Source organism: Streptomyces sp. NPDC058877 (assembly GCF_042742855.1).
Taxonomy (GTDB): Bacteria; Actinomycetota; Actinomycetes; order Streptomycetales; family Streptomycetaceae; genus Streptomyces.
Genome location: NZ_JBHYMF010000063.1, coordinates 1 through 16,601, shown reverse-complemented (window position 1 = coordinate 16,601; position 16,601 = coordinate 1). Strand labels below are relative to the sequence as shown.

General features: G+C 70.6%; 20 protein-coding genes. 14 read left to right on the top strand and 6 right to left on the bottom strand.

The annotated features are described in order from the left end of the window. Window positions 1-25: 25 nt before the first annotated feature. From ACFW2Y_RS16940 to ACFW2Y_RS16925, 4 genes are all read left to right on the top strand, one after another. Entirely contained in the window at window positions 26-1,237 is a 1,212-nt protein-coding gene (locus ACFW2Y_RS16940) for an NAD(P)/FAD-dependent oxidoreductase (RefSeq protein ID WP_384879150.1), read from the top strand. 434 nt (window positions 1,238-1,671) lie between these two features. Next, window positions 1,672-2,715: a ThiF family adenylyltransferase gene (locus ACFW2Y_RS16935; RefSeq protein ID WP_384879147.1), complete on the top strand. Its 1,044-nt coding sequence runs from the start codon at window positions 1,672-1,674 to the stop codon at window positions 2,713-2,715. After that, a complete protein-coding gene (locus tag ACFW2Y_RS16930) occupies window positions 2,712-3,317 on the top strand; it encodes a GNAT family N-acetyltransferase (RefSeq protein ID WP_384879144.1) in 606 nt (201 codons plus the stop codon). The genes ACFW2Y_RS16935 and ACFW2Y_RS16930 overlap by 4 nt, the downstream gene beginning before the upstream one ends. Before the next feature lie 287 nt (window positions 3,318-3,604). Further along, entirely contained in the window at window positions 3,605-3,736 is a 132-nt protein-coding gene (locus ACFW2Y_RS16925) for a hypothetical protein (protein ID WP_384879141.1), read from the top strand. A 364-nt stretch (window positions 3,737-4,100) separates the two neighbouring features. Here ACFW2Y_RS16925 and ACFW2Y_RS16920 read toward each other — a convergent pair whose 3' ends face one another. From ACFW2Y_RS16920 to ACFW2Y_RS16905, 4 genes are all read right to left on the bottom strand, one after another. After that, entirely contained in the window at window positions 4,101-4,628 is a 528-nt protein-coding gene (locus tag ACFW2Y_RS16920; protein WP_384879138.1) for a GNAT family N-acetyltransferase, read from the bottom strand. Between the two features lie 4 nt (window positions 4,629-4,632). Further along, on the bottom strand, window positions 4,633-4,845 hold the full coding sequence (locus ACFW2Y_RS16915) for a hypothetical protein (RefSeq protein WP_384879135.1): 213 nt from the start codon (window positions 4,843-4,845) through the stop codon (window positions 4,633-4,635). A 577-nt stretch (window positions 4,846-5,422) separates the two neighbouring features. Beyond that, window positions 5,423-5,992, bottom strand: coding sequence for a GNAT family N-acetyltransferase (locus tag ACFW2Y_RS16910; RefSeq protein WP_384879132.1), 570 nt, complete (start codon window positions 5,990-5,992; stop codon window positions 5,423-5,425). Further along, entirely contained in the window at window positions 5,989-6,762 is a 774-nt protein-coding gene (locus tag ACFW2Y_RS16905; protein ID WP_384879129.1) for a GntR family transcriptional regulator, read from the bottom strand. Before ACFW2Y_RS16905 ends, ACFW2Y_RS16910 begins: the two co-directional genes overlap by 4 nt. Before the next feature lie 643 nt (window positions 6,763-7,405). Here ACFW2Y_RS16905 and ACFW2Y_RS16900 point away from each other — a divergent pair. The 7 genes from ACFW2Y_RS16900 to ACFW2Y_RS16870 all read left to right on the top strand — a co-directional run bounded on the left by ACFW2Y_RS16900 (window position 7,406) and on the right by ACFW2Y_RS16870 (window position 13,431). Then, window positions 7,406-7,669, top strand: a complete 264-nt coding sequence (locus tag ACFW2Y_RS16900) for a DUF6284 family protein (RefSeq protein ID WP_384879126.1) — start codon at window positions 7,406-7,408, stop codon at window positions 7,667-7,669. Beyond that, window positions 7,666-8,007: a hypothetical protein gene (locus ACFW2Y_RS16895; protein WP_384879123.1), complete on the top strand. Its 342-nt coding sequence runs from the start codon at window positions 7,666-7,668 to the stop codon at window positions 8,005-8,007. Before ACFW2Y_RS16900 ends, ACFW2Y_RS16895 begins: the two co-directional genes overlap by 4 nt. Next, on the top strand, window positions 8,004-9,041 hold the full coding sequence (locus tag ACFW2Y_RS16890; RefSeq protein ID WP_384879120.1) for a DUF2637 domain-containing protein: 1,038 nt from the start codon (window positions 8,004-8,006) through the stop codon (window positions 9,039-9,041). The genes ACFW2Y_RS16895 and ACFW2Y_RS16890 overlap by 4 nt, the downstream gene beginning before the upstream one ends. After that, window positions 9,038-9,274: a hypothetical protein gene (locus tag ACFW2Y_RS16885; protein ID WP_384879117.1), complete on the top strand. Its 237-nt coding sequence runs from the start codon at window positions 9,038-9,040 to the stop codon at window positions 9,272-9,274. The genes ACFW2Y_RS16890 and ACFW2Y_RS16885 overlap by 4 nt, the downstream gene beginning before the upstream one ends. After that, window positions 9,274-9,609 (top strand): RRQRL motif-containing zinc-binding protein, encoded by a 336-nt coding sequence (locus ACFW2Y_RS16880; protein ID WP_384879114.1) that lies wholly within the window; start codon window positions 9,274-9,276, stop codon window positions 9,607-9,609. The genes ACFW2Y_RS16885 and ACFW2Y_RS16880 overlap by 1 nt, the downstream gene beginning before the upstream one ends. Window positions 9,610-9,684: 75 nt before the next feature. Continuing rightward, complete coding sequence (locus ACFW2Y_RS16875) at window positions 9,685-11,307, top strand: hypothetical protein (RefSeq protein WP_384879111.1); 1,623 nt, start codon at window positions 9,685-9,687, stop codon at window positions 11,305-11,307. Between the two features lie 3 nt (window positions 11,308-11,310). Further along, window positions 11,311-13,431, top strand: a complete 2,121-nt coding sequence (locus ACFW2Y_RS16870) for a hypothetical protein (protein ID WP_384879108.1) — start codon at window positions 11,311-11,313, stop codon at window positions 13,429-13,431. On the opposite strand, the gene ACFW2Y_RS16865 is transcribed toward ACFW2Y_RS16870, so the two are convergent. Then, window positions 13,428-13,754: an ankyrin repeat domain-containing protein gene (locus ACFW2Y_RS16865; RefSeq protein ID WP_384879105.1), complete on the bottom strand. Its 327-nt coding sequence runs from the start codon at window positions 13,752-13,754 to the stop codon at window positions 13,428-13,430. The genes ACFW2Y_RS16870 and ACFW2Y_RS16865 overlap by 4 nt on opposite strands. Window positions 13,755-14,033: 279 nt before the next feature. Between ACFW2Y_RS16865 and ACFW2Y_RS16860 the strand changes: the two genes are divergently transcribed. Beyond that, window positions 14,034-14,543, top strand: a complete 510-nt coding sequence (locus ACFW2Y_RS16860; RefSeq protein WP_384879102.1) for a hypothetical protein — start codon at window positions 14,034-14,036, stop codon at window positions 14,541-14,543. On the opposite strand, the gene ACFW2Y_RS16855 is transcribed toward ACFW2Y_RS16860, so the two are convergent. Beyond that, window positions 14,540-15,517 (bottom strand): HNH endonuclease, encoded by a 978-nt coding sequence (locus ACFW2Y_RS16855; RefSeq protein WP_384879099.1) that lies wholly within the window; start codon window positions 15,515-15,517, stop codon window positions 14,540-14,542. The two genes, ACFW2Y_RS16860 and ACFW2Y_RS16855, sit on opposite strands and share 4 nt — an antisense overlap. A gap of 103 nt (window positions 15,518-15,620) precedes the next feature. On the opposite strand from ACFW2Y_RS16855, the gene ACFW2Y_RS16850 reads away from it, so the two are divergent. Together ACFW2Y_RS16850 and ACFW2Y_RS16845 are read left to right on the top strand one after the other, a co-directional pair. After that, on the top strand, window positions 15,621-15,809 hold the full coding sequence (locus ACFW2Y_RS16850) for a hypothetical protein (RefSeq protein ID WP_384879096.1): 189 nt from the start codon (window positions 15,621-15,623) through the stop codon (window positions 15,807-15,809). Further along, window positions 15,806-16,456: a class I SAM-dependent methyltransferase gene (locus ACFW2Y_RS16845; RefSeq protein WP_384879093.1), complete on the top strand. Its 651-nt coding sequence runs from the start codon at window positions 15,806-15,808 to the stop codon at window positions 16,454-16,456. Before ACFW2Y_RS16850 ends, ACFW2Y_RS16845 begins: the two co-directional genes overlap by 4 nt. Window positions 16,457-16,601 lie beyond the last annotated feature (145 nt).

The following is a 16,601-nucleotide window of genomic DNA, read 5'->3' as shown; positions in this document are numbered from 1 at the left end:
ACCGCGCGAGAACAGGAGCAGGCACATGCAGCAGCACCGCATCATCGTCCTCGGGGCCGGCTATGCCGGAGCCACCGTCGCCGGACGCCTCGCGAAGCGGCTCCACCGCGAGGAGGTCGCCATCACCCTCGTCAACGACGAGCCCGACTTCGTCGAGCGGGTCCGGCTGCACCAGTTGGCCACCGGGCAGGACCTCGTCCGCCGCCCCCTCGCCGAGATGTTCGCGGGCACCGGCGTCACGCTGAGGACCGCCCGGGTGACCGGCGTCGACGCCGACCGCAGGACCGTCGCCGTCACGGCCGGCGACGGTGCCGAGGAGCTGGCGTACGACACCCTGGTGTACGCCCTCGGCAGCGGTTGGAACCCCCGGGGCGTCCCCGGCACCGCCGAGCACGCACACGAGATCTCCAGCCGCCCCGGAGCACTCCGGTTGCGCGAGCGCCTGGCCGCCCTGACGCCCGGGCAGTCCGTGGTCGTGGTCGGCGGGGGCCTCACCGGCCTGGAAGCGGCAACCGAGATCGCCGAGGCCCGCCCGGACCTCGACGTCGCCCTCGCCGCCCGCGGCGGCCTCGGCGACTGGCTCTCGCCCAAGGGCCGGCAGCACGTGCGGAAGGTCTTCGACGGCCTCGGCGTCACCACCCACGAGCACACCGCCGTCACCGGCGTGGAGGCCGACCGGGTCACCACCGCCGACGGCGGATCCGTACCGGCCGCGGTCACCGTGTGGACCACCGGCTTCGCGGTGCACCCGATCGCCCGGGCCAGCACCCTGGACGTCACCGACACCGGTCAGATCGTGGTCGACGGGACCATGCGCTCGGTCTCCCATCCGGACGTGTACGCCATCGGGGACGCGGCCCTGGCCATGGGCCCCTGCGACAAGCCGCTGCGGATGTCGTGCGCCTCGGGCACCCCCATGGCCTGGCAGGCAGCCGATGCCATCGCGGCCCGTCTGACCGGGGCCAAGGTGCCGAAGACGACGCTGCGCTACTTCAACCAGTGCATCTCGCTCGGCCGCCGAGAAGGGCTCATCCAGTACGTCACCGCCGATGACCGCTCCGTCCGGGCGGCCCTGACGGGACGGCTCGCCGCCGGTTACAAGGAGCTCGTCTGCAAGGGCGCGGCCTGGGGCGTGGCCAACCCGACGCTCGGCGTCCCCACCCGCCGTCGCCGGGTCCTGCCCCAGCAGGCCTCCGAGGGCCGGCCGCACTCCTCCCGCTCGAAGACCACGGCCTGACGGCGCGCGGGGGCAGCTCCGGAGCGCTTTCGGGGGGCGCGCCGGAGCCCGGGCCACCGGGCTGGTGGCCCGGTGACTGGTGGCCCGGTGGCCAGTGGCCCGGCGGCCGGACACACCGTCGGGCATGTGCACGGCCTCCGGCCACGGGTGCGCCAAGGGGGCGCGCGCACGCACAGGGGTAGTGAAAGTAGCGAAAAGGTCGCGCATCAATTCGAGTGTGCGCTCCGGTGTGACAAGGGCTCTGCAAGATCGTCCGGCTGCTAGCTTCCCGTTCCGTGACCCCTTCAGAGACTCCTCCCGAGGACGGCTCCCGCTCTCCTTCGTCGCGGATTTCCCCGCGGATTTCCCCGCGGATTTCCCCGCCGGTGTCCACGGGGGAGGACGCCCATCGCCCCCTCCTCATCGACCTCGTGGCCCCCGGGGGAGAAGCGACCTTGACAGCGCTGCTGGATTCGGGCGCCGTGCGAGAAGTCCACGACCGCATGGACGAGCAGCTGGAGGAGTTGGTGCGTTGTCTGCGGCCCGGAGAGCCGCTGGACGCCCGGGCCCTCGAAGCCGCCGTCGCCGACGTGCACGGCGGGGTCCCGCGCCGGCGCTACGGCACCTGGGTCTGGTACCCCTGGTCGGGACGGCTGGTGCACCTGCTGCCGGCCGAGGAGTTCCGGCTGGTCCGCACCGACCGCAACCGGGACAAGATCACCCGTGCACAGCAGCAGGACCTGCTCGGCCGCCGCATCGGCGTGCTCGGTCTGTCCGTGGGCAACAGCGCTGCGCTCACCTGCGTCATGGAAGGGGTAGGAGGATCGTTCCGCCTGGCGGACTTCGACCGCTTGGACCTGTCCAACCTGAACCGGCTGCGCGCCGGCGTCCACGACCTGGGCGTGGAGAAGACGGTCCTCTGCGCACGTCAGATGTACGAGATCGACCCGTACCTCGACATCGAGATCCACCGCGAAGGCATCACGGAGCAGACCATCGAGGAGTTCTTCGGCACCGGTCCCGACTCGGGGCTCGACCTGCTGGTCGAGGAATGCGACACCCCATGGGCCAAGTTCGCCGCCCGCGAGCACGCCCGCGCCCGCCGCATCCCCGTCCTGATGGACGCCAACGACCGGGGCCTGTTGGACGTGGAACGCTTCGACGAAGAGCCCGACCGGCCCCTCTTCCACGGTCGGACCGGCACGACCACCGCACGGGAGGTCCGCGCACTCGATGCCGCCGCATCGCTCGACCTGCTGCTGCAGATCGTGGACGCGGACCGGCTCAGCCCGGCCATGACCGACGCCATCGGCCGGATCGGCCGCACCCTCACGAGCTGGCCGCAACTGGCGAGCGGGATCATGCTCGGCGCGGCCCTGGTCACCGACACCGCCCGGCGCATCCTCCTGGGGGCTCCCGTTCCTTCCGGGCGCTACTACACGGACCTGGAAGCCCTCATCGCCGCCGACCGCACCGCACTCCTCGGAGCCGCGTCATGACGCACCTTCCCGAACTGCACGGTGAGCACCTCCGGCTGCGCGAACTGCGGGCCACCGACCTCGCCCCCTTCGAACGCATCCACACCCACCCCGTCCTGACCCGCTACCTCGGCATCGACCGCATGGACGCCCGTCAGGCACAGGACGCCTTCGCCCAGTGCCTCGCCCAGCCCTACACCCACCCGCGCCGCAGGCACACCCTCGCCATCTGCGCACCGGACGACGACACCATGGTCGGCACCATGGGGCTACTGGTCGAGGAGTACGGCAGCAATGCCATGCTCACGGGACTCGTCCTGCTGCCCGACGCCCCCGTCCGCGGTCACGGCCACGAGGCCGGGCGCCTGCTGATGGCCTACGGTTTCGGTCCGCTCGGCCTGCACCGCATCTGGGCCGGCCACCGGGCCGACCACACCCGCATGCGGGACGTCATGCTCGCCGCCGGCCTCCACCCCGAGGCAACGCTGCGCGAGCTGTTCCACACCGGAGGCCGCTGGCACGACGTCACCACGTACGCCGCCCTCGCCCCGCAATGGCAACGCTCGGCAACCCCGGCCGAACAGGCCGTCCTCAGCGGCGGACACCGCCTCCAGCCGGTCTGACTCCCCGGCCCGCCCGCACCGACACCCCTCGGCCTTCCAGGGCACCGGCCAGCGCCAGCGCCCGACGGCGATCAGCACCCTTGCACCACTCCCCCGCCGCACGCCCCACGGCACAAGGGCCCGGACACGCGTCCGGGCCTCCCGTCCGTGTGCACCCGACCGGATTCGGGCCCGCGGGCCAGCATGCCGGAGTCTTCAGGCACCGACTTCAGCGCATGCGGATGCACGGACTCGAACCCCTCGGACTGGAAAGAGCGGTGCAGCTCATCCGCGCACAGGACCGGCCCGTGCGCACAGGGCTGATCCATGCCGCCGACCGGACATGGGTCACCCTGCTCTTCCCCACCGAGGACGGCAGCGCACTGGTGGCCTGCGCCGGCTGGCCACTACCGCTGGTGGCCGGGAAGCCACCGCTCTAGGGGAACGGGAGAGCGCCCCTGGTCCCCCTGGTCGTGTCCCCCGTCGTGGTGTAGCCGATCACGGTCCGTCGCCTCCGCTTCGGAGCCGTCCGGGACGTGCCGCTGCGGTCCGTCGTGCGATCACCGCTGGTCCCGGCTCGGCGAGCCCCAACAGGGCCGCCGGCGAGGGCGAATCGGGCCACGACCTGCGGATTCCGCCAGCTTGATCGGCTACACCACTCGGCGGGACACCATCGTCCCCCTCTGCGCTGTCGTAGGGCTTCCTCCCCGCAGACCCGACGTGCAGGCACCCCCGTTCCCCGTGATTCACCGTGATTCACCGCAGGATCCGACACGGATGTGACACGGCCGAGCAGCCCGCCGGCTAGAAGGTCGGAACCCAGTAGCGGTGCTTCCCGTCGACGGTGTCGACGTACTGACCGCCGTTGGACTCGATCACGCGCCGGGATGCGACATTGGTCCCGTTGCAGGTCACCAGTGCCTCGGTGATCCCCAGAGACGCTGCGATCGGCAGGGAGGCGGAGAGCATCGCCCTTGCGTGCCCCCGTCGGCGGGCGCTGGGACGGACGTCGTAGCCGATGTGGCCGCCGGACTGCTCCAGACTGGGCGTCAGTCGATGGCGGATGGCCAGGCGGCCGATCATCTGCTCCCCGTCGACCCACCACAGGGTCGTCATCGGGACGAACCCCTCCCAGCGCGGTGGCGCGTCCCCGTCCCGTTCGCTCAGCACCCGCTCGACGTAGGCATCGAAGGCGGCGGGATCAACCAGCGCCTGCGGGTCGACGTCGGTGACAAACCACGGCAACGGGTAGTCAGGGTCCTCGCGGAACTCGGCTACTGCCGCCAGGAACGACGTGCGCAGCCTGGCGGTCGGATCGATCGGCTTCGGCACCCGCTCATGGTGCCGGCAAACCCCGGGCAGTGCCCAGGGGTTTGCCGGCCTCTACGGGTGTCTCGGCCGCCGCGGCGTGGAGCGTGATGCCCGGCTCACGCATGAGAACGACCTCTTCCTCGGTCCGCAGGCCGACTGCGAGGCATCGCTCCGGCTCGTCGGCGTCGCAGAAGTCATCGAAGGGGGTGCGAAAGACGTGCTCCACGTTCTCGAACACCGACGGATCGCGCCAGACGTCCTGCTGCCATGGATCGCGTCCCGCAGAGTGGTGTAACGGCGAGCATCACTACTGCCCCCTCGGCACCAACGCGGTGGTCACAGGTGGCACGCTGGCGAAGCGGAACGTGATCCTCTACACCACGTGGCGGGACACGACCCTGCCATGACGGATCGGCCGGAGCCAGGACCAGGGGTACGACGTGGACCCGGTGGTTCGCCAGGGGCCAGCCGTCTCCACGGCCCGGACGCTCCTCGTGCCGCGTCTCGGACTGCGGCCGGGCCGGGGGCCCCGGGCCTGACGTGGGAGTCGCTCGACTTCGAGGGCAGCCCCGGCGGTTGCTGTACTTCGCTCCCGTACGCCCCCACAACGCAAGAGACCCGGACTCTCGTCCGGGTCTCTCACCTGTGTGCACTCGGCAGGATTCGAACCTGCAACCTTCTGATCCGTAGGCGCGTGCCACCTCTCGCGACCCCGGATCACACCTGCCGATTCACGCGGTTCCGCAGGAACTTTCACGGCTGCGTGTCCGTGGACGTCTGCCGTTGTGCGTGGGCGTTGATGTCAGCGGCTGATGTCAGGAGCCCCCGAGCCGTGCGCCCGATTCCACCTGGTCAATGAGCCCATGCGCCGTACTGGGCACCGCAGGACGTTGTGCGAGCCATCCGGAGACGCGAGGGCCCCCGTTGACCGCTCCGCCCTCCGTGACCGTCCGCACGTGCTCGAACCCGTGGCGAAGGTAGTAGTCCTGGAGCGGCTTGTTCGTCGTCCACGCGTCGAGCCGAAGCCACTTGGCGCCGGAACGATACGCTTGGTCGCCTGCCCAATCGAGCAGCCTGCCGCCGAGGTCTTGGCCGGCGTGGGTACGAGCCACGGTCAGCTTGTTCACGAACCGGGACTCTTCCTGGAGTTCCTGGTCGCTCCAGAGCCCTTCCTCCGCATCCGGGGTCAACGTGATGGTCGCCGCCGTCGTAGAACCGTCCCGGACCATGAACACCACCCCGGCTTCAATCGTGCTCAGCAGCCGGTCCGCCGGGTAGGGGCGCTGCCACTGGTCACTCCCGAGGGCAGTGAGCCACGACGCGGCCTCCTGACGGAACGCGAGCAGCACGTCCAAGTCGTCTGCGGTCGCCCGCTCGATGATCACTGGAGTTCGTCCTCCTGCCGAGCGGACAGCGTGCCGATCTCATAGTTCATCCGGTTCAGGTCACCCCGGAAGGTCGTGATCGTGCATCGGATGACCCTGTCCGCCGAGTAGCCGATACGAGTCCAGAGCAGCACCGGGACGCCGGCGCCGATGTCGAGCAGCCGCGCTTCCTCCGGCGTGGGCATCCGGGCCGCGATCTCGTCGAAGTAGCCGATCTGCTCGACGCCAATACCTGCCAGGTACCGCGTCGTCCCCTCAGCGATGTCGCCGGGCTCCGCCAGTCGCGGAGCCTCCTTCACAAGCCAGTCCGGGTAGTAGGTGGCTTGGGTCGACCACGGCACGTCATCCACGAACCGATGGCAGAACCGGAGAACGGTGGTCGACTCCCGCTCGACCTTGAGCCGCTCCGCCACGTACTCGGTCGCCGGGGTCACCTCGACGCGGAACGTCTGGGTGGGGTGGCGGCCAGCGTTGGTGACGTCGGTGCTGTAGGCGTCACCGTTCTGCGGGAAGGTCAGATTCTCGAAGCGGGACGCGTTGAGCTCGAACACCTCGTGCTTCCGGACCTCGTAGCCAAGCCCCTGACTCGACGAGATCAGACCTTCGCTGACCAGCAGCGCGAGACCCGAGCGAACCGTGTTCCTTGATGCGTCGAAACGCTCGGACAGCTCGCTCTCGGAGGGCAGGCGAGAACCCGGCGCGTAGACCCCGTTGTCGATGTCGCGGCGGAGTGCGTCAGCGACCTGCCGGTACTTCGGCTGCTTGTTCATGCGCCCATCATGACGCACTCGCTCAACTTGTTGGTACATGTGGGCCCCGATCACTTGACGACTCACTGTCCGTGGGTGCAGCATCACTGCATCAGCTTGTACCAACAAGTTGAGCAAGCGGTGCAGCGCCATCAAGCATGCCCGCTTGCGGCGGCATTCCCGCACGTAGGGAGCCGCTAGGGAGCAGAGGGCGGGGACGCTGCAATCCCGCTAAAGGCCAGGTAGGACGCAATGGGCTTCGGCCCGACTGGCGAGGTGGCCCGGCGACCGCGAGCAACGGCCGGAGAGTGGGGACACAGGTCCCCCTTGCAGTGCTTGTTCCTGTCCACCTGACCGAGGGGGTGTCCATGTACCGACGAAGACCCTGGGGCGCCCGCCCGTGCCTGACCGGCACGGCGGCGATGCCCACCGCGTCCTCCTGATCCGCCGCTTCGGCGCACCGGGCTATCCGGTGATTCGCGGAGGCCAGGTCACCTGCGCAGCGGTGCTGCGGCCGGTTGCCTCCTCCGCCCGTCCGGGCCCCTTCGGGGGTGTCGTACGGGCGGGGTTGAGGGGAGCCGGATGGTTCCAAACGGCGAGAGGCCCCGGAGCGGCTACTCCGGGACCTCGTTCGGGCCGTTCCTCTGTGAAGGGAGCACGACCCATGAAGTCCATCATCACACTCCCCGCGACGAGCGCGGAGCTGGCGTTTGACGGTGAGCCGTCGGATGCGGAGCTGGAGGCGATCGAGCGGGAGATGCCGCTGATCGCGGCGGAGGTTGACCTCCTCGACATCGAGATTGCCCTGCTGGACCGTCCGGCCGCGAAGCTGGACGAGCGGCGGATCCGCCGGGCCCGCCACCGGGTCGTGGCGGCTCGCCGGGACCTGACTAACCGCACCACGGCCCTGTCGGGTGGTGCCGCGTGAACGCCCAGACCCTCTCCGATCTCGCCGCGCCGTTGGCGGCTTTGGTCGTGCTGGACGCGAAGTTCTCGCATCTGCCGGCCCCGTGCGTGCACGTCACGACGGTCTACCCGGAGCTGTTGGAGCTGTCGTTCCACTACGACGACTTCAGCGCCTTCGAGACCTGGCGCGAGACTCTGAACATCGATCCGACGGCGGTTAAGCACCGTGTTCAGGGCAACGGCTCGACGGCCGTTCGGATCGTTCACGGCCACTTCGCTGGCGCCCGGATCTCGCTCACCGGCTACTGCCCGGTCCCGGAGCTGGAGTCGGTGGCGGTGGGTTTGGGGGCGGTGTCGTGAACAGTGTTCAGATCCGTTCAGCCGAGAAGGCCCTGAGCGTCGGGACGTGGCTGATCGTGTGCGGGGCGATGCTCTACTCGGTCCTCACCGTCACCCCGCTCATGGCGGCACACACGGCGGATGCGTGGGACTGGACCGCCCCCATCCTCCCCATCGTGGTCGATGCTGCGGTGGTCATCGTCGTCCGTCTCGACTCCGTCCTCGCCCGCCTGGGCGGAGAGGGTGGACGGTGGCCGGTGGTGCTGCGGTGGATGACCGGCATCATGACCCTCGCGCTGAACACCGCCGACTCCGCACTGAAGAAAGACCTGGTCGGAGTGGCCGTGCACGCGGTCGCACCCCTCCTCCTCATCGTCACCGCCGAAACCGGCCTGGCCTACCGCCGCGCCATCACGGCGGCCGTGAACGGCCTGGAGGAACGGCAGCGGGCCGAGCGCCGGCGCCGTGAGCAGGAGGCCCGCCAGCGTGCCGAGGAGGCCGAGCAGGCCGCCCGGCGGAGGGCCGACGAGGAGGAGCGACGGGCCCGGGAGCGGCGGGAGTTCGAGGCGAAGCTGGCCCGTGAACAGCGCGAGCACGAAGCGGCATTGCTCCGTGAGCAGGCCGAGCGTCAGGAGCGTAAGGAGCAGGCGGAGCGGGACCGGATCGCGGCGGCCGAGCGGGAGGCGCGGGAGGCCCGTGAACGCGAGGCGCGCGAGCGTGAACAGCAGCGCCTGGCCCGTGAACGCCGTGAACGCGAGGCCGCCGAGAAGGCTGAACGCGAGCGCCGCGAGGCCCTGGAACGAGCGGAGCGTGAACAGCGCGAACGCGAGGAGCGGGCCGAGCGTGAACGCGCCGCGCTCCTCGCCAACGGACCCGCCAAGAAGAAGCAGGACGACGACGTGGCCCTTCGCACGGTGGCCGCGGCGTTCGCGGCCGGGGTGCCGGTGCGGCAGGCCGCGGAGCTGTGTGGCTGGTCGGTCGGCTGGGTCTCCACCCGCTACCAGGAACTGCGCGACAACCACCCCGCCCCGGCTCTGGAAGGAGCGTCCCGGTGAAGCTTTCCCCGAACTCCAACCCGCCCGAGCCCGACGACCTCCTCATCCGGTTCCACAACCAGACCGGCGCCGCCGTCGACATCACCGGCCGCAACGAGTCGTCTATGTACTGCCGCTGGTACTACCACGGCTGCGGTCAGCGCTCCCACGACGGGGACTACGTGAAGTACACCCGCCGCCAGGCCAACGACCACGCCAACACCTGCCGGGCCTCCTACCACAGGCTCGGCTGATGGCGAGCCTGCCGGTCTACCGGTGGCGCCTCGCCCCCGAGGGGCTGGCGACGTTCCGGCAGCTCCGGGCACTGGGGCTGCGGCCCGGTGGTCAACCGGTCGTGGCCCAGCTCGAACGGCCCCGCCGCCGACGTGAACCGCTGATCGCCTACCTCTACCGGATCGACCTGGCCCGGCCGGTCCGCCCAATGACCCCGGCGAAGCGGGCCGCCCTGGAGCGGGCGAACGCGGCCCGCCGTCTCTGCCCCGGGTGTGGGCGGGATGCCGGATACCGGATCCCCGCCTCGCTCGGCATGTGCGTCCCGTGTGCGGATGCCCCCGCCTGTGCTGCCTGAAAAGCACGAGGACCCGGCCGCTTCCTGGACAGACCCGGCCGGGCCCTCACTGACTCCCAAAGGGAGGTTCCCAGCATGACCGATGTCAGCACCGAGCCGGTAGTGGCCCCACCGGCCACCACCCCCGACCCGAACCCGCCCACCCCGACCCAGCCTGAACCCGCCCCGCAGCAGCCTGTAGTGGCGCATACGGCGGGGGGTTGGCCGGTGGTTCCGCTGGCCCTGACCGGCGCGAACGCGACCACCACCCTGCTCGCCGGTGCCGCCCTCGCCGGTGGCCCGATCGCCGCCATGGTCGCCGCCACCGGGGCCGTGGTCCTGGGCGCCACTGCCGCCCACCGCAAGACCAAGACCAAGACCAAGCCCAAGCCCGGGACCGACGCCAAGAGCAGCGCCAAGACGGCTGGGAGGATGGCCGCGGGCGGGACCGGTTCGGGCGCCGGGAGGCTTGCGGCTCGGTCCGGAACCGGCGGCGGGAGGTCGACTGTGGGTCGGGTTCCCTCGCAGCCCAAGCGTGGCGCCCTGGGTGGCAAGCCGGGAACGGCAGGATCGCTCGCCGTCTCGCTCGGCAAAGCCCCCCACCGGGGCCCCGCCGGAAAGGCACAGGCCACCCGCACCGGCACCGGTATCGCCTCCTCGCTCAAGGGCGGGAAGCGTCCGGGTCGGGTTGGTGAGGTGCGGGCGCTGCGGCAGGAAGCCCGCACCAACTCTCCGTCGCGGGCGGAGCGCCGTACCGGGACGACAGCAGCGCGGCGTCAGGTCGCGGACGCTCGACGGGACGCGAAACGGCAGGCCCGCACCGCCACCGCGAAGGGGCCGGTGGGGCGGGCGGTCGCGAAGGGCACCAATGCGGCGGGGAAGGCCCGCAGTGCTGCGGCCGGCCGTCTGCGGAAGGCCCGTGACGAGCAGGCGGCTGCCGCGGTGACCGAAGACCGGGCGCGGGCCCGGACGGCGGAGATGCGCAAGCAGGTCCGTAAGGCGTGCAGGCAGGCCCGCAGGAAGGCCCGCACGGCGTTGTGGAGGTCGGCGGCCCGGTTCCACGGCCGCTGCCTGCTCGCCGCCGTGCTCGCCGGGGCCCTCGGCGTCGTCGGGATCGTGTCGACGCCGCTGGGCCGCAAGCTCGGCTGGGCCTGGCTCCAGTACCCCGGCCGGCGCCTGTTCGCCCGGCTGGTCAAGCAGGCCCGCGAAGCCCGGGAGGACCGCGACGCCGCGATCCGCGCCCAGCTCGCCGAGGACGAGCAGGCCGCCGAAGCCGCCCTCACCCAGAACGACGAGCAGCAGATCGGGGACACCGCCGAGCGACCGGGCGGCCCCCTCCCCACCACGGGCACGACCACCGAGGAAGGAAGTGGCATGTCGGGGTTCAACTTCGAGGAGCACGCGGCGGAGATGGAAACCGCGGCCCAGCAGTACGAGCCGGAGTCAGCGATGGAGATCCTCGCCATGGTCGAGGGCCTTCCCGCCGCCCTCACGTCCATCGCGAACACCATGAAGATCCTCGCGGAGCGCTCCGACTCCGAGTTCCCGCTGGACAAGACGATCGCGGACGGCTTCAACGACATCTTCGGCGCCCTCATGTCCGCGGTCACGGCCGCCGAGGACATGGGCCCGCACTTCCGGCAGACCCACGAGGCCGACATCGCCCGCCACGAGGACCCCCGCAACGGCCCCGAGGCCGAGAAGGGCTGGAACGTCTAACCCATGGCTACCAACACCGCCACCAAGACGGGGCCGGTGTGGGACTGGGCGGCCGGTCACGGACCCGTGACCGGCGCCCTGTCCGCCACCACCGGCGCCCTCGCCCTCGCCGCCACCGGAGCAGCCACCGGCATGCCCCCCGCCTGGGCCCTCGCCGCCGGGACCGCCGGGGCGATCGGCCACACCGTCACCAGCCTGCGCGACCGCCTGGCCGCCCGCACCATCACCATGCGCGCCGCGTCCTGGCTCATCGGCGCGGGTTGGACCACCTGGGCCATGACCACCGGCCCCTTCACCTGGGCCGCCCTCGGCTCGCTGGCCACCCTCGGCATCGGCATCGGCACCGTTGCCCGCTCCACCCTCCTTTATGAGGAGGCCCGCGAGCTGGAGGCGATCGCCGCCGCCGAACGCCAGGTCTCCCGCGAACTGTCCGCCGAACGACGCCAGATCGCGGCAGAGTGGGTGGACCGGATCCAGCGGGTGTGCGGCCTGACCATCCGGGTCCTGGCGGTGGAGATGTGGCCCACCGGCACCGGCTTCACCATCGACGCCGAACTCCCCGCCGGGGGCACCACCTACGACCGCATCGCCCGGGAGTCCGCGCGACTGTCCGCCGACGCCCGCCTCCCGCACGGCTGCACCGCCACCGCCACCGCCGGCATCGACCAGGGCCGCGTCCTGATCGACGTCACCACGGTCAACGTGCTGGCCGAGGAGGTCACCTACCCTTCGGACTACGCGCCGTTGTCGCTGCTCACGGGGATTCCGTGGGGGCTACGGACCGACGGCCGCCAGATGCCGGTCTACCTGCGCGAGCAGTGCGCGCTGGTGGTCGGGCCGACCGGGTCGGGCAAGACGAACATGGTCCACACGATCCTGGCCGGGTTCGCCCGGACCACGGATGTGCTGACCTGGGTGATCGACCTCAACGCCGGATCCGCCGGCCTGCCCTGGATCCGCCCCGCCCTGTCGGGCGACGGCCAGGGGATGCGGCCCGGGGTCGACTGGCTCGCCTCCACCCACGAGGAGGCCGCCTTGATGCTGGACGCGGCGGTGCGGATCGCCAAGCACCGCAAGATGGCGTATCAGGACCTGATGGCGAAGGCGAACACCGACCTGCTCCCTATCTCCGCGCAGATCCCGCAGATCGAGATCGTCATCGACGAGGGCGCGGAGATCCTCACCGCCATGGACCGCCCCTCCAAGGTCCTCGCCGCGAAGATCCTGGAGGTGATCCGGATCGCCCGCGCCATGGGCATCCGCACCGTCCTGACCGCGCTGGGTGCCACCGGGTCGGTGCTGGGCAACCTGATGATCCGCCGGGAAGGCAAGGTCCGCGTCGCGCTCACCGGTGGAGAGACCGAGGGCATGGACCTGGGCAAGCAGTTTCCCGGCTCCCGTGGCCTGCGCGTGGACCAGGCCCCCTACAAGGGCTCCGGCTTCATCGGCACCCCCGAATCACCGGCCGGCCTGTTCAAGTCCTGGCGGATCCTGCCCAACCAGATCCGCGACATCGTCGCCGCCACCTCCGACCGCCACCCCACCCTCGACACCGTCTCCGCCAAGGCCGCCGGACCGGACTACGCCCGACGGTGGGACTCAGCCCGCACCGCCTGGATCCACGACCACACCCCCGACCCGGAGCCGACCGGCGAACCGGACGCGGTGGCCCCGGCCTCCCGGGCGGGCGGGTTGAACCTGTCCGCCCACCGCACCACCGCCGAGCCACCCACCACCCCGGCCGTGTCAGACGAAGACGCGCTCGCGCAGAAGTTCCGCGAGCAGATCGACGCCCAGTTCGCCACCACCCCCGAACCCCACACCCCCACCGCTCCGGAGGGGGAGCAGGTGTCGGGGTTGAACCTGTCGGCATTCCGCAACGGGCAAAACGAGGGCGCCGCCCGCCAGGCCGCCCTCGACGTCCTCCTCGCCGCCGGAGTGGAAGGCACCGGGGCCTCCGCCATCGCCCGCGCCCTCACCAACGAGCACGGCACCTCCCGGCAGACCGTGGTCGGCTGGCTCAAGGAATGGACCGAGAAGGGCATCGCCATCCGCATCGGGACCGGCACCAAGACCCGCTACATCCACCACCGTCATGCCCCCGACGAGCGCGCCAAGGACTAGGAGGTGAAGCGGTCCAGCAACCGGATGGCCATCTCGTGGTCGTATCGCTGGGCCACGTCGTAGGCGGTTTCGCCGCCGAGGGTGATGGTCGGGTCGGCACCGTAGGCAAGAAGGATCGCTGTGAGTGCGCTGTCGACAGGTTGCCGTGACTGGAGAGCCGCGTCCCCTTCCAAGTCGATGGCATGCATCAGCAACGTCATCCCACAGCAAATCTCGTTCACGTCAGCCCCCTCGTCGAGGAGGCGCGTAAGCCCGGCATGGTCGCTGAACTCCACCGCATGGTGAGCGGGCGTCCACGGGTTTTCGATCTCAACGATGCTCATCCCCGCATCCTCCCGGACGGCTCACGAACGTGATCGGCCAGAGAGGTCGAAGCCACCTGCTCGCCACTTGTCGCCCACCGTGTTCGGGAAGGGCCCTGGGCGGCTTGCTGAGGGCCGGAAACGGCTTGTGACCTGCAAGGCGACAAGCGACAAGACAAGACAAGCGACAAGACAGACGACAAGCACGCGACAAGCCGCACGACAAGCGACACGACAAGCAGGCCACCGGGCAGCACCCCACCGTCGGGGCGCTGCCCGCAGCGCTGAAAGGGGCACCTTGTGCACGAACCGACCGCGTACGAGATCACCACCCCCCACCCCTACACCCCGCCACCGGCCACCGCCCACCGGCCCGTGATCCTGCCCGCGGAGATCCCGCCCGGGGTCGACTGGGTCACCCTCCCCAACGGGGTCCGCACCCTCGCCTACACCCACCCCACCCCCACGCCGCAGGTTCCGGTTCCGGCCGCGCAGTCGATCCCGGCGTGGGCCAAGACCACCGCCCTGCTCGCCCCCACCGTCGGCACCGGCATCGCCGCCGCCGGCATCGGACTCTCCTACGCCGCCCCGGGACTCATCGCCATGAGCCACGCCCTGTGGTCCGCCGCCGCCCTCCTCGTCGCCGCCGTCATCGCTGCCCCCGTCCTGCTGCGCACCGCCCGCAAAGCGGTCACCGGCACCCCCAACAGCAGTGCCGGGAGCACGACGAGGGCGACGACGCACATCACCCAGAACATCACCGCCACCGGCCTCTTCGGCCGCGCCAACGGCACCATCAACCACCGCTAAGCAGTCGCGCCTTCGCTAATAGTGGCTGCACGTGGGGCGGGAAGCCTGGGGGAGCGGTGCTCATGCCAGTGTTTCGCGAGCCAGACACGGTGGCCTTCCCGGAGCTTGTAGGCGGGCCTCTGACCGTGGAGCCGCGCGTAGTCCGGGTAGCCGTCCAGGTTGCTGTCTGTGTCCAGAAGGCCGGTGGCCGGGTCGATCGCGAGGTGGCCCAGGTCGAAGAGCCGGTGGATGTCCCTGCGCAACAGCAGGCCACCGAAGTCGTGGTGCTCACCGCTGTCGGCGTAGCTGTAGAGGTGGGCGGCTTCCAGGACGCAGGCGGGTGCGGGGCCGGTGATGGCGCACATCTCGCCCTGCTCCTGGAGGAGCCGTTCGCGGAACTGGGGCTGGCCGATGCGGGCCCTGGTCTGGACGGTGCGGTGCCCGCCGGGGATCGGCAGACGTTCCCGCCCTGCAAGGGTGCCGACCTGGTCGGCACCTTCGGTGGCCAGCAGAGCGTCGCGCAGTTTCTCCCAGCGGGCGGGCCGCAGGCTCAGCTGCGAGCGCGGTGAGTTGCACAGCGCCCGCAGCTGGGCGCCGTTCAGCAGTCCGCTGCCCTCGATCCAGGTGCGGCCGTGCCGGGACCGGTAGGTCGTGACGGTCTTGACCTTGTGGCCGGGCTCCTCGAACAGGGCTCCGCACTGGTTGCAGCGGCAGGCGGGGGTCAGCCGCGTGCGGCGCTTGAAGTCGGCCTTCTGGCACTCGGGGCAGAAGTAGACGGTCTTCTGCTCGACGGCGGTGTCGATGCCGTGGATCACCGAGACGCCGATCAGTTCCTTCTTGTCCCACAGGGCGATGACGTCGCCGACGGCGATCCTGCCGTGGTTGGGGACAGTGCTGTCCCAGCTGTAGTGGGTCCGCGGGTTGTCGTCGTAGCCGTCGTTCCCGCCGTGCTGGCGCTCGTCACCGACCGCCAGGACCAGCCACGCCGTCGTCATTGCTCCCCCTCATGCACGTTCCCCGTAGCCCGGGACAGCCGCCTCTCGGCAAAGACCGCGGCTGTCCCGGTTCCAGAACCAGTACAGAACTGGAGACACCAGAATGCCCCACCCCACCGACATCCCGCGGCGCCGCAACAGGCCCCGGCTGCTCCTGCTGGACACGTTCTTCGGCGTGCCGTGGATGAACCGCGACGGCATCCGCGAGTGCATCCCCCCGGCCTGCACCCGCTGGCTCGGCGACCACGCCCCCACCACCCTGACTGCCTCCCCGCTGGCGGTGGTGGCGTGAACGCCCGGATCCTGCCCCTGCACCGCTCCAACGGCCTGCGTGTCCTGGACCTGTGCTGCGGCGCGGGCGGGATGTCCATGGGCTACTCCCTCGCCGGATTCGAGGTCGTCGGCGTGGACATCAACCCGCAGCCGAACTACCCGTTCGAGTTCCACCAAGCCGACGCCCTCGCCTTCCCTCTCGACGGGTTCGACCTCATCCACGCCTCCTGGCCCTGCGAGCGCTACGCCAACGTCACCAGGTGGCGCGGCAACCCCACCGACCATCCCGACCTCATCGCCCCCGGACGCGACCGTCTGATCGCGTCCGGCATCCCGTGGGTCATCGAGAACGTCCCCGAAACGGCGAAGGCCGGGATCCTCCGCCCCGACTACCTGCTGTGCGGGTCGCAGTTCGGCCTGAAGGTGCGACGCCATCGGATCTTCGAGACGTCCTGGGGCGGCGGCGGGGACCTCCTGCCCCCGTGCTGGCACCCGCGGGGCCGCAACAAGCTCCTCGCCTTCGAGCACAAAGGCGAGCGGGCCTACGCCGACGCCATGGGCTGCACCTGGATGAGCGCGGCCGAAGCCCGCAAAGCCGTACCTCCCGCCTACAGCTACTGGATCGCCACCCAGTACCTCACCCACGAAAGGCAGGCAGCCGCGTGAACGATCTCCCGCCCATGGACCTGCCGGGCCTGGACCTCCTAGCCCACACCGTGAGCTGCCCCGAGTTTCGTAGAGTCCGGTGATCTTGTTTCAGGCGGACTGCGGGGTCTGTTCCTGGCTCCGCCAGAAGGCTTCTTCGTACTCG

Excerpts from the sequence above, each read along its gene's own strand:
- ACFW2Y_RS16940 (WP_384879150.1), top strand. The coding sequence starts at position 26 with ATGCAGCAGCACCGCATCATCGTCCTCGGGGCCGGCTATGCCGGAGCC.
- ACFW2Y_RS16930 (WP_384879144.1), top strand. The coding sequence starts at position 2,712 with ATGACGCACCTTCCCGAACTGCACGGTGAGCACCTCCGGCTGCGCGAA.
- ACFW2Y_RS16905 (WP_384879129.1), bottom strand. The coding sequence starts at position 6,762 with ATGAACAAGCAGCCGAAGTACCGGCAGGTCGCTGACGCACTCCGCCGC.
- ACFW2Y_RS16900 (WP_384879126.1), top strand. The coding sequence starts at position 7,406 with ATGAAGTCCATCATCACACTCCCCGCGACGAGCGCGGAGCTGGCGTTT.
- ACFW2Y_RS16880 (WP_384879114.1), top strand. The coding sequence starts at position 9,274 with ATGGCGAGCCTGCCGGTCTACCGGTGGCGCCTCGCCCCCGAGGGGCTG.
- ACFW2Y_RS16875 (WP_384879111.1), top strand. The coding sequence starts at position 9,685 with ATGACCGATGTCAGCACCGAGCCGGTAGTGGCCCCACCGGCCACCACC.
- ACFW2Y_RS16870 (WP_384879108.1), top strand. The coding sequence starts at position 11,311 with ATGGCTACCAACACCGCCACCAAGACGGGGCCGGTGTGGGACTGGGCG.
- ACFW2Y_RS16865 (WP_384879105.1), bottom strand. The coding sequence starts at position 13,754 with ATGAGCATCGTTGAGATCGAAAACCCGTGGACGCCCGCTCACCATGCG.
- ACFW2Y_RS16855 (WP_384879099.1), bottom strand. The coding sequence starts at position 15,517 with ATGACGACGGCGTGGCTGGTCCTGGCGGTCGGTGACGAGCGCCAGCAC.
- ACFW2Y_RS16850 (WP_384879096.1), top strand. The coding sequence starts at position 15,621 with ATGCCCCACCCCACCGACATCCCGCGGCGCCGCAACAGGCCCCGGCTG.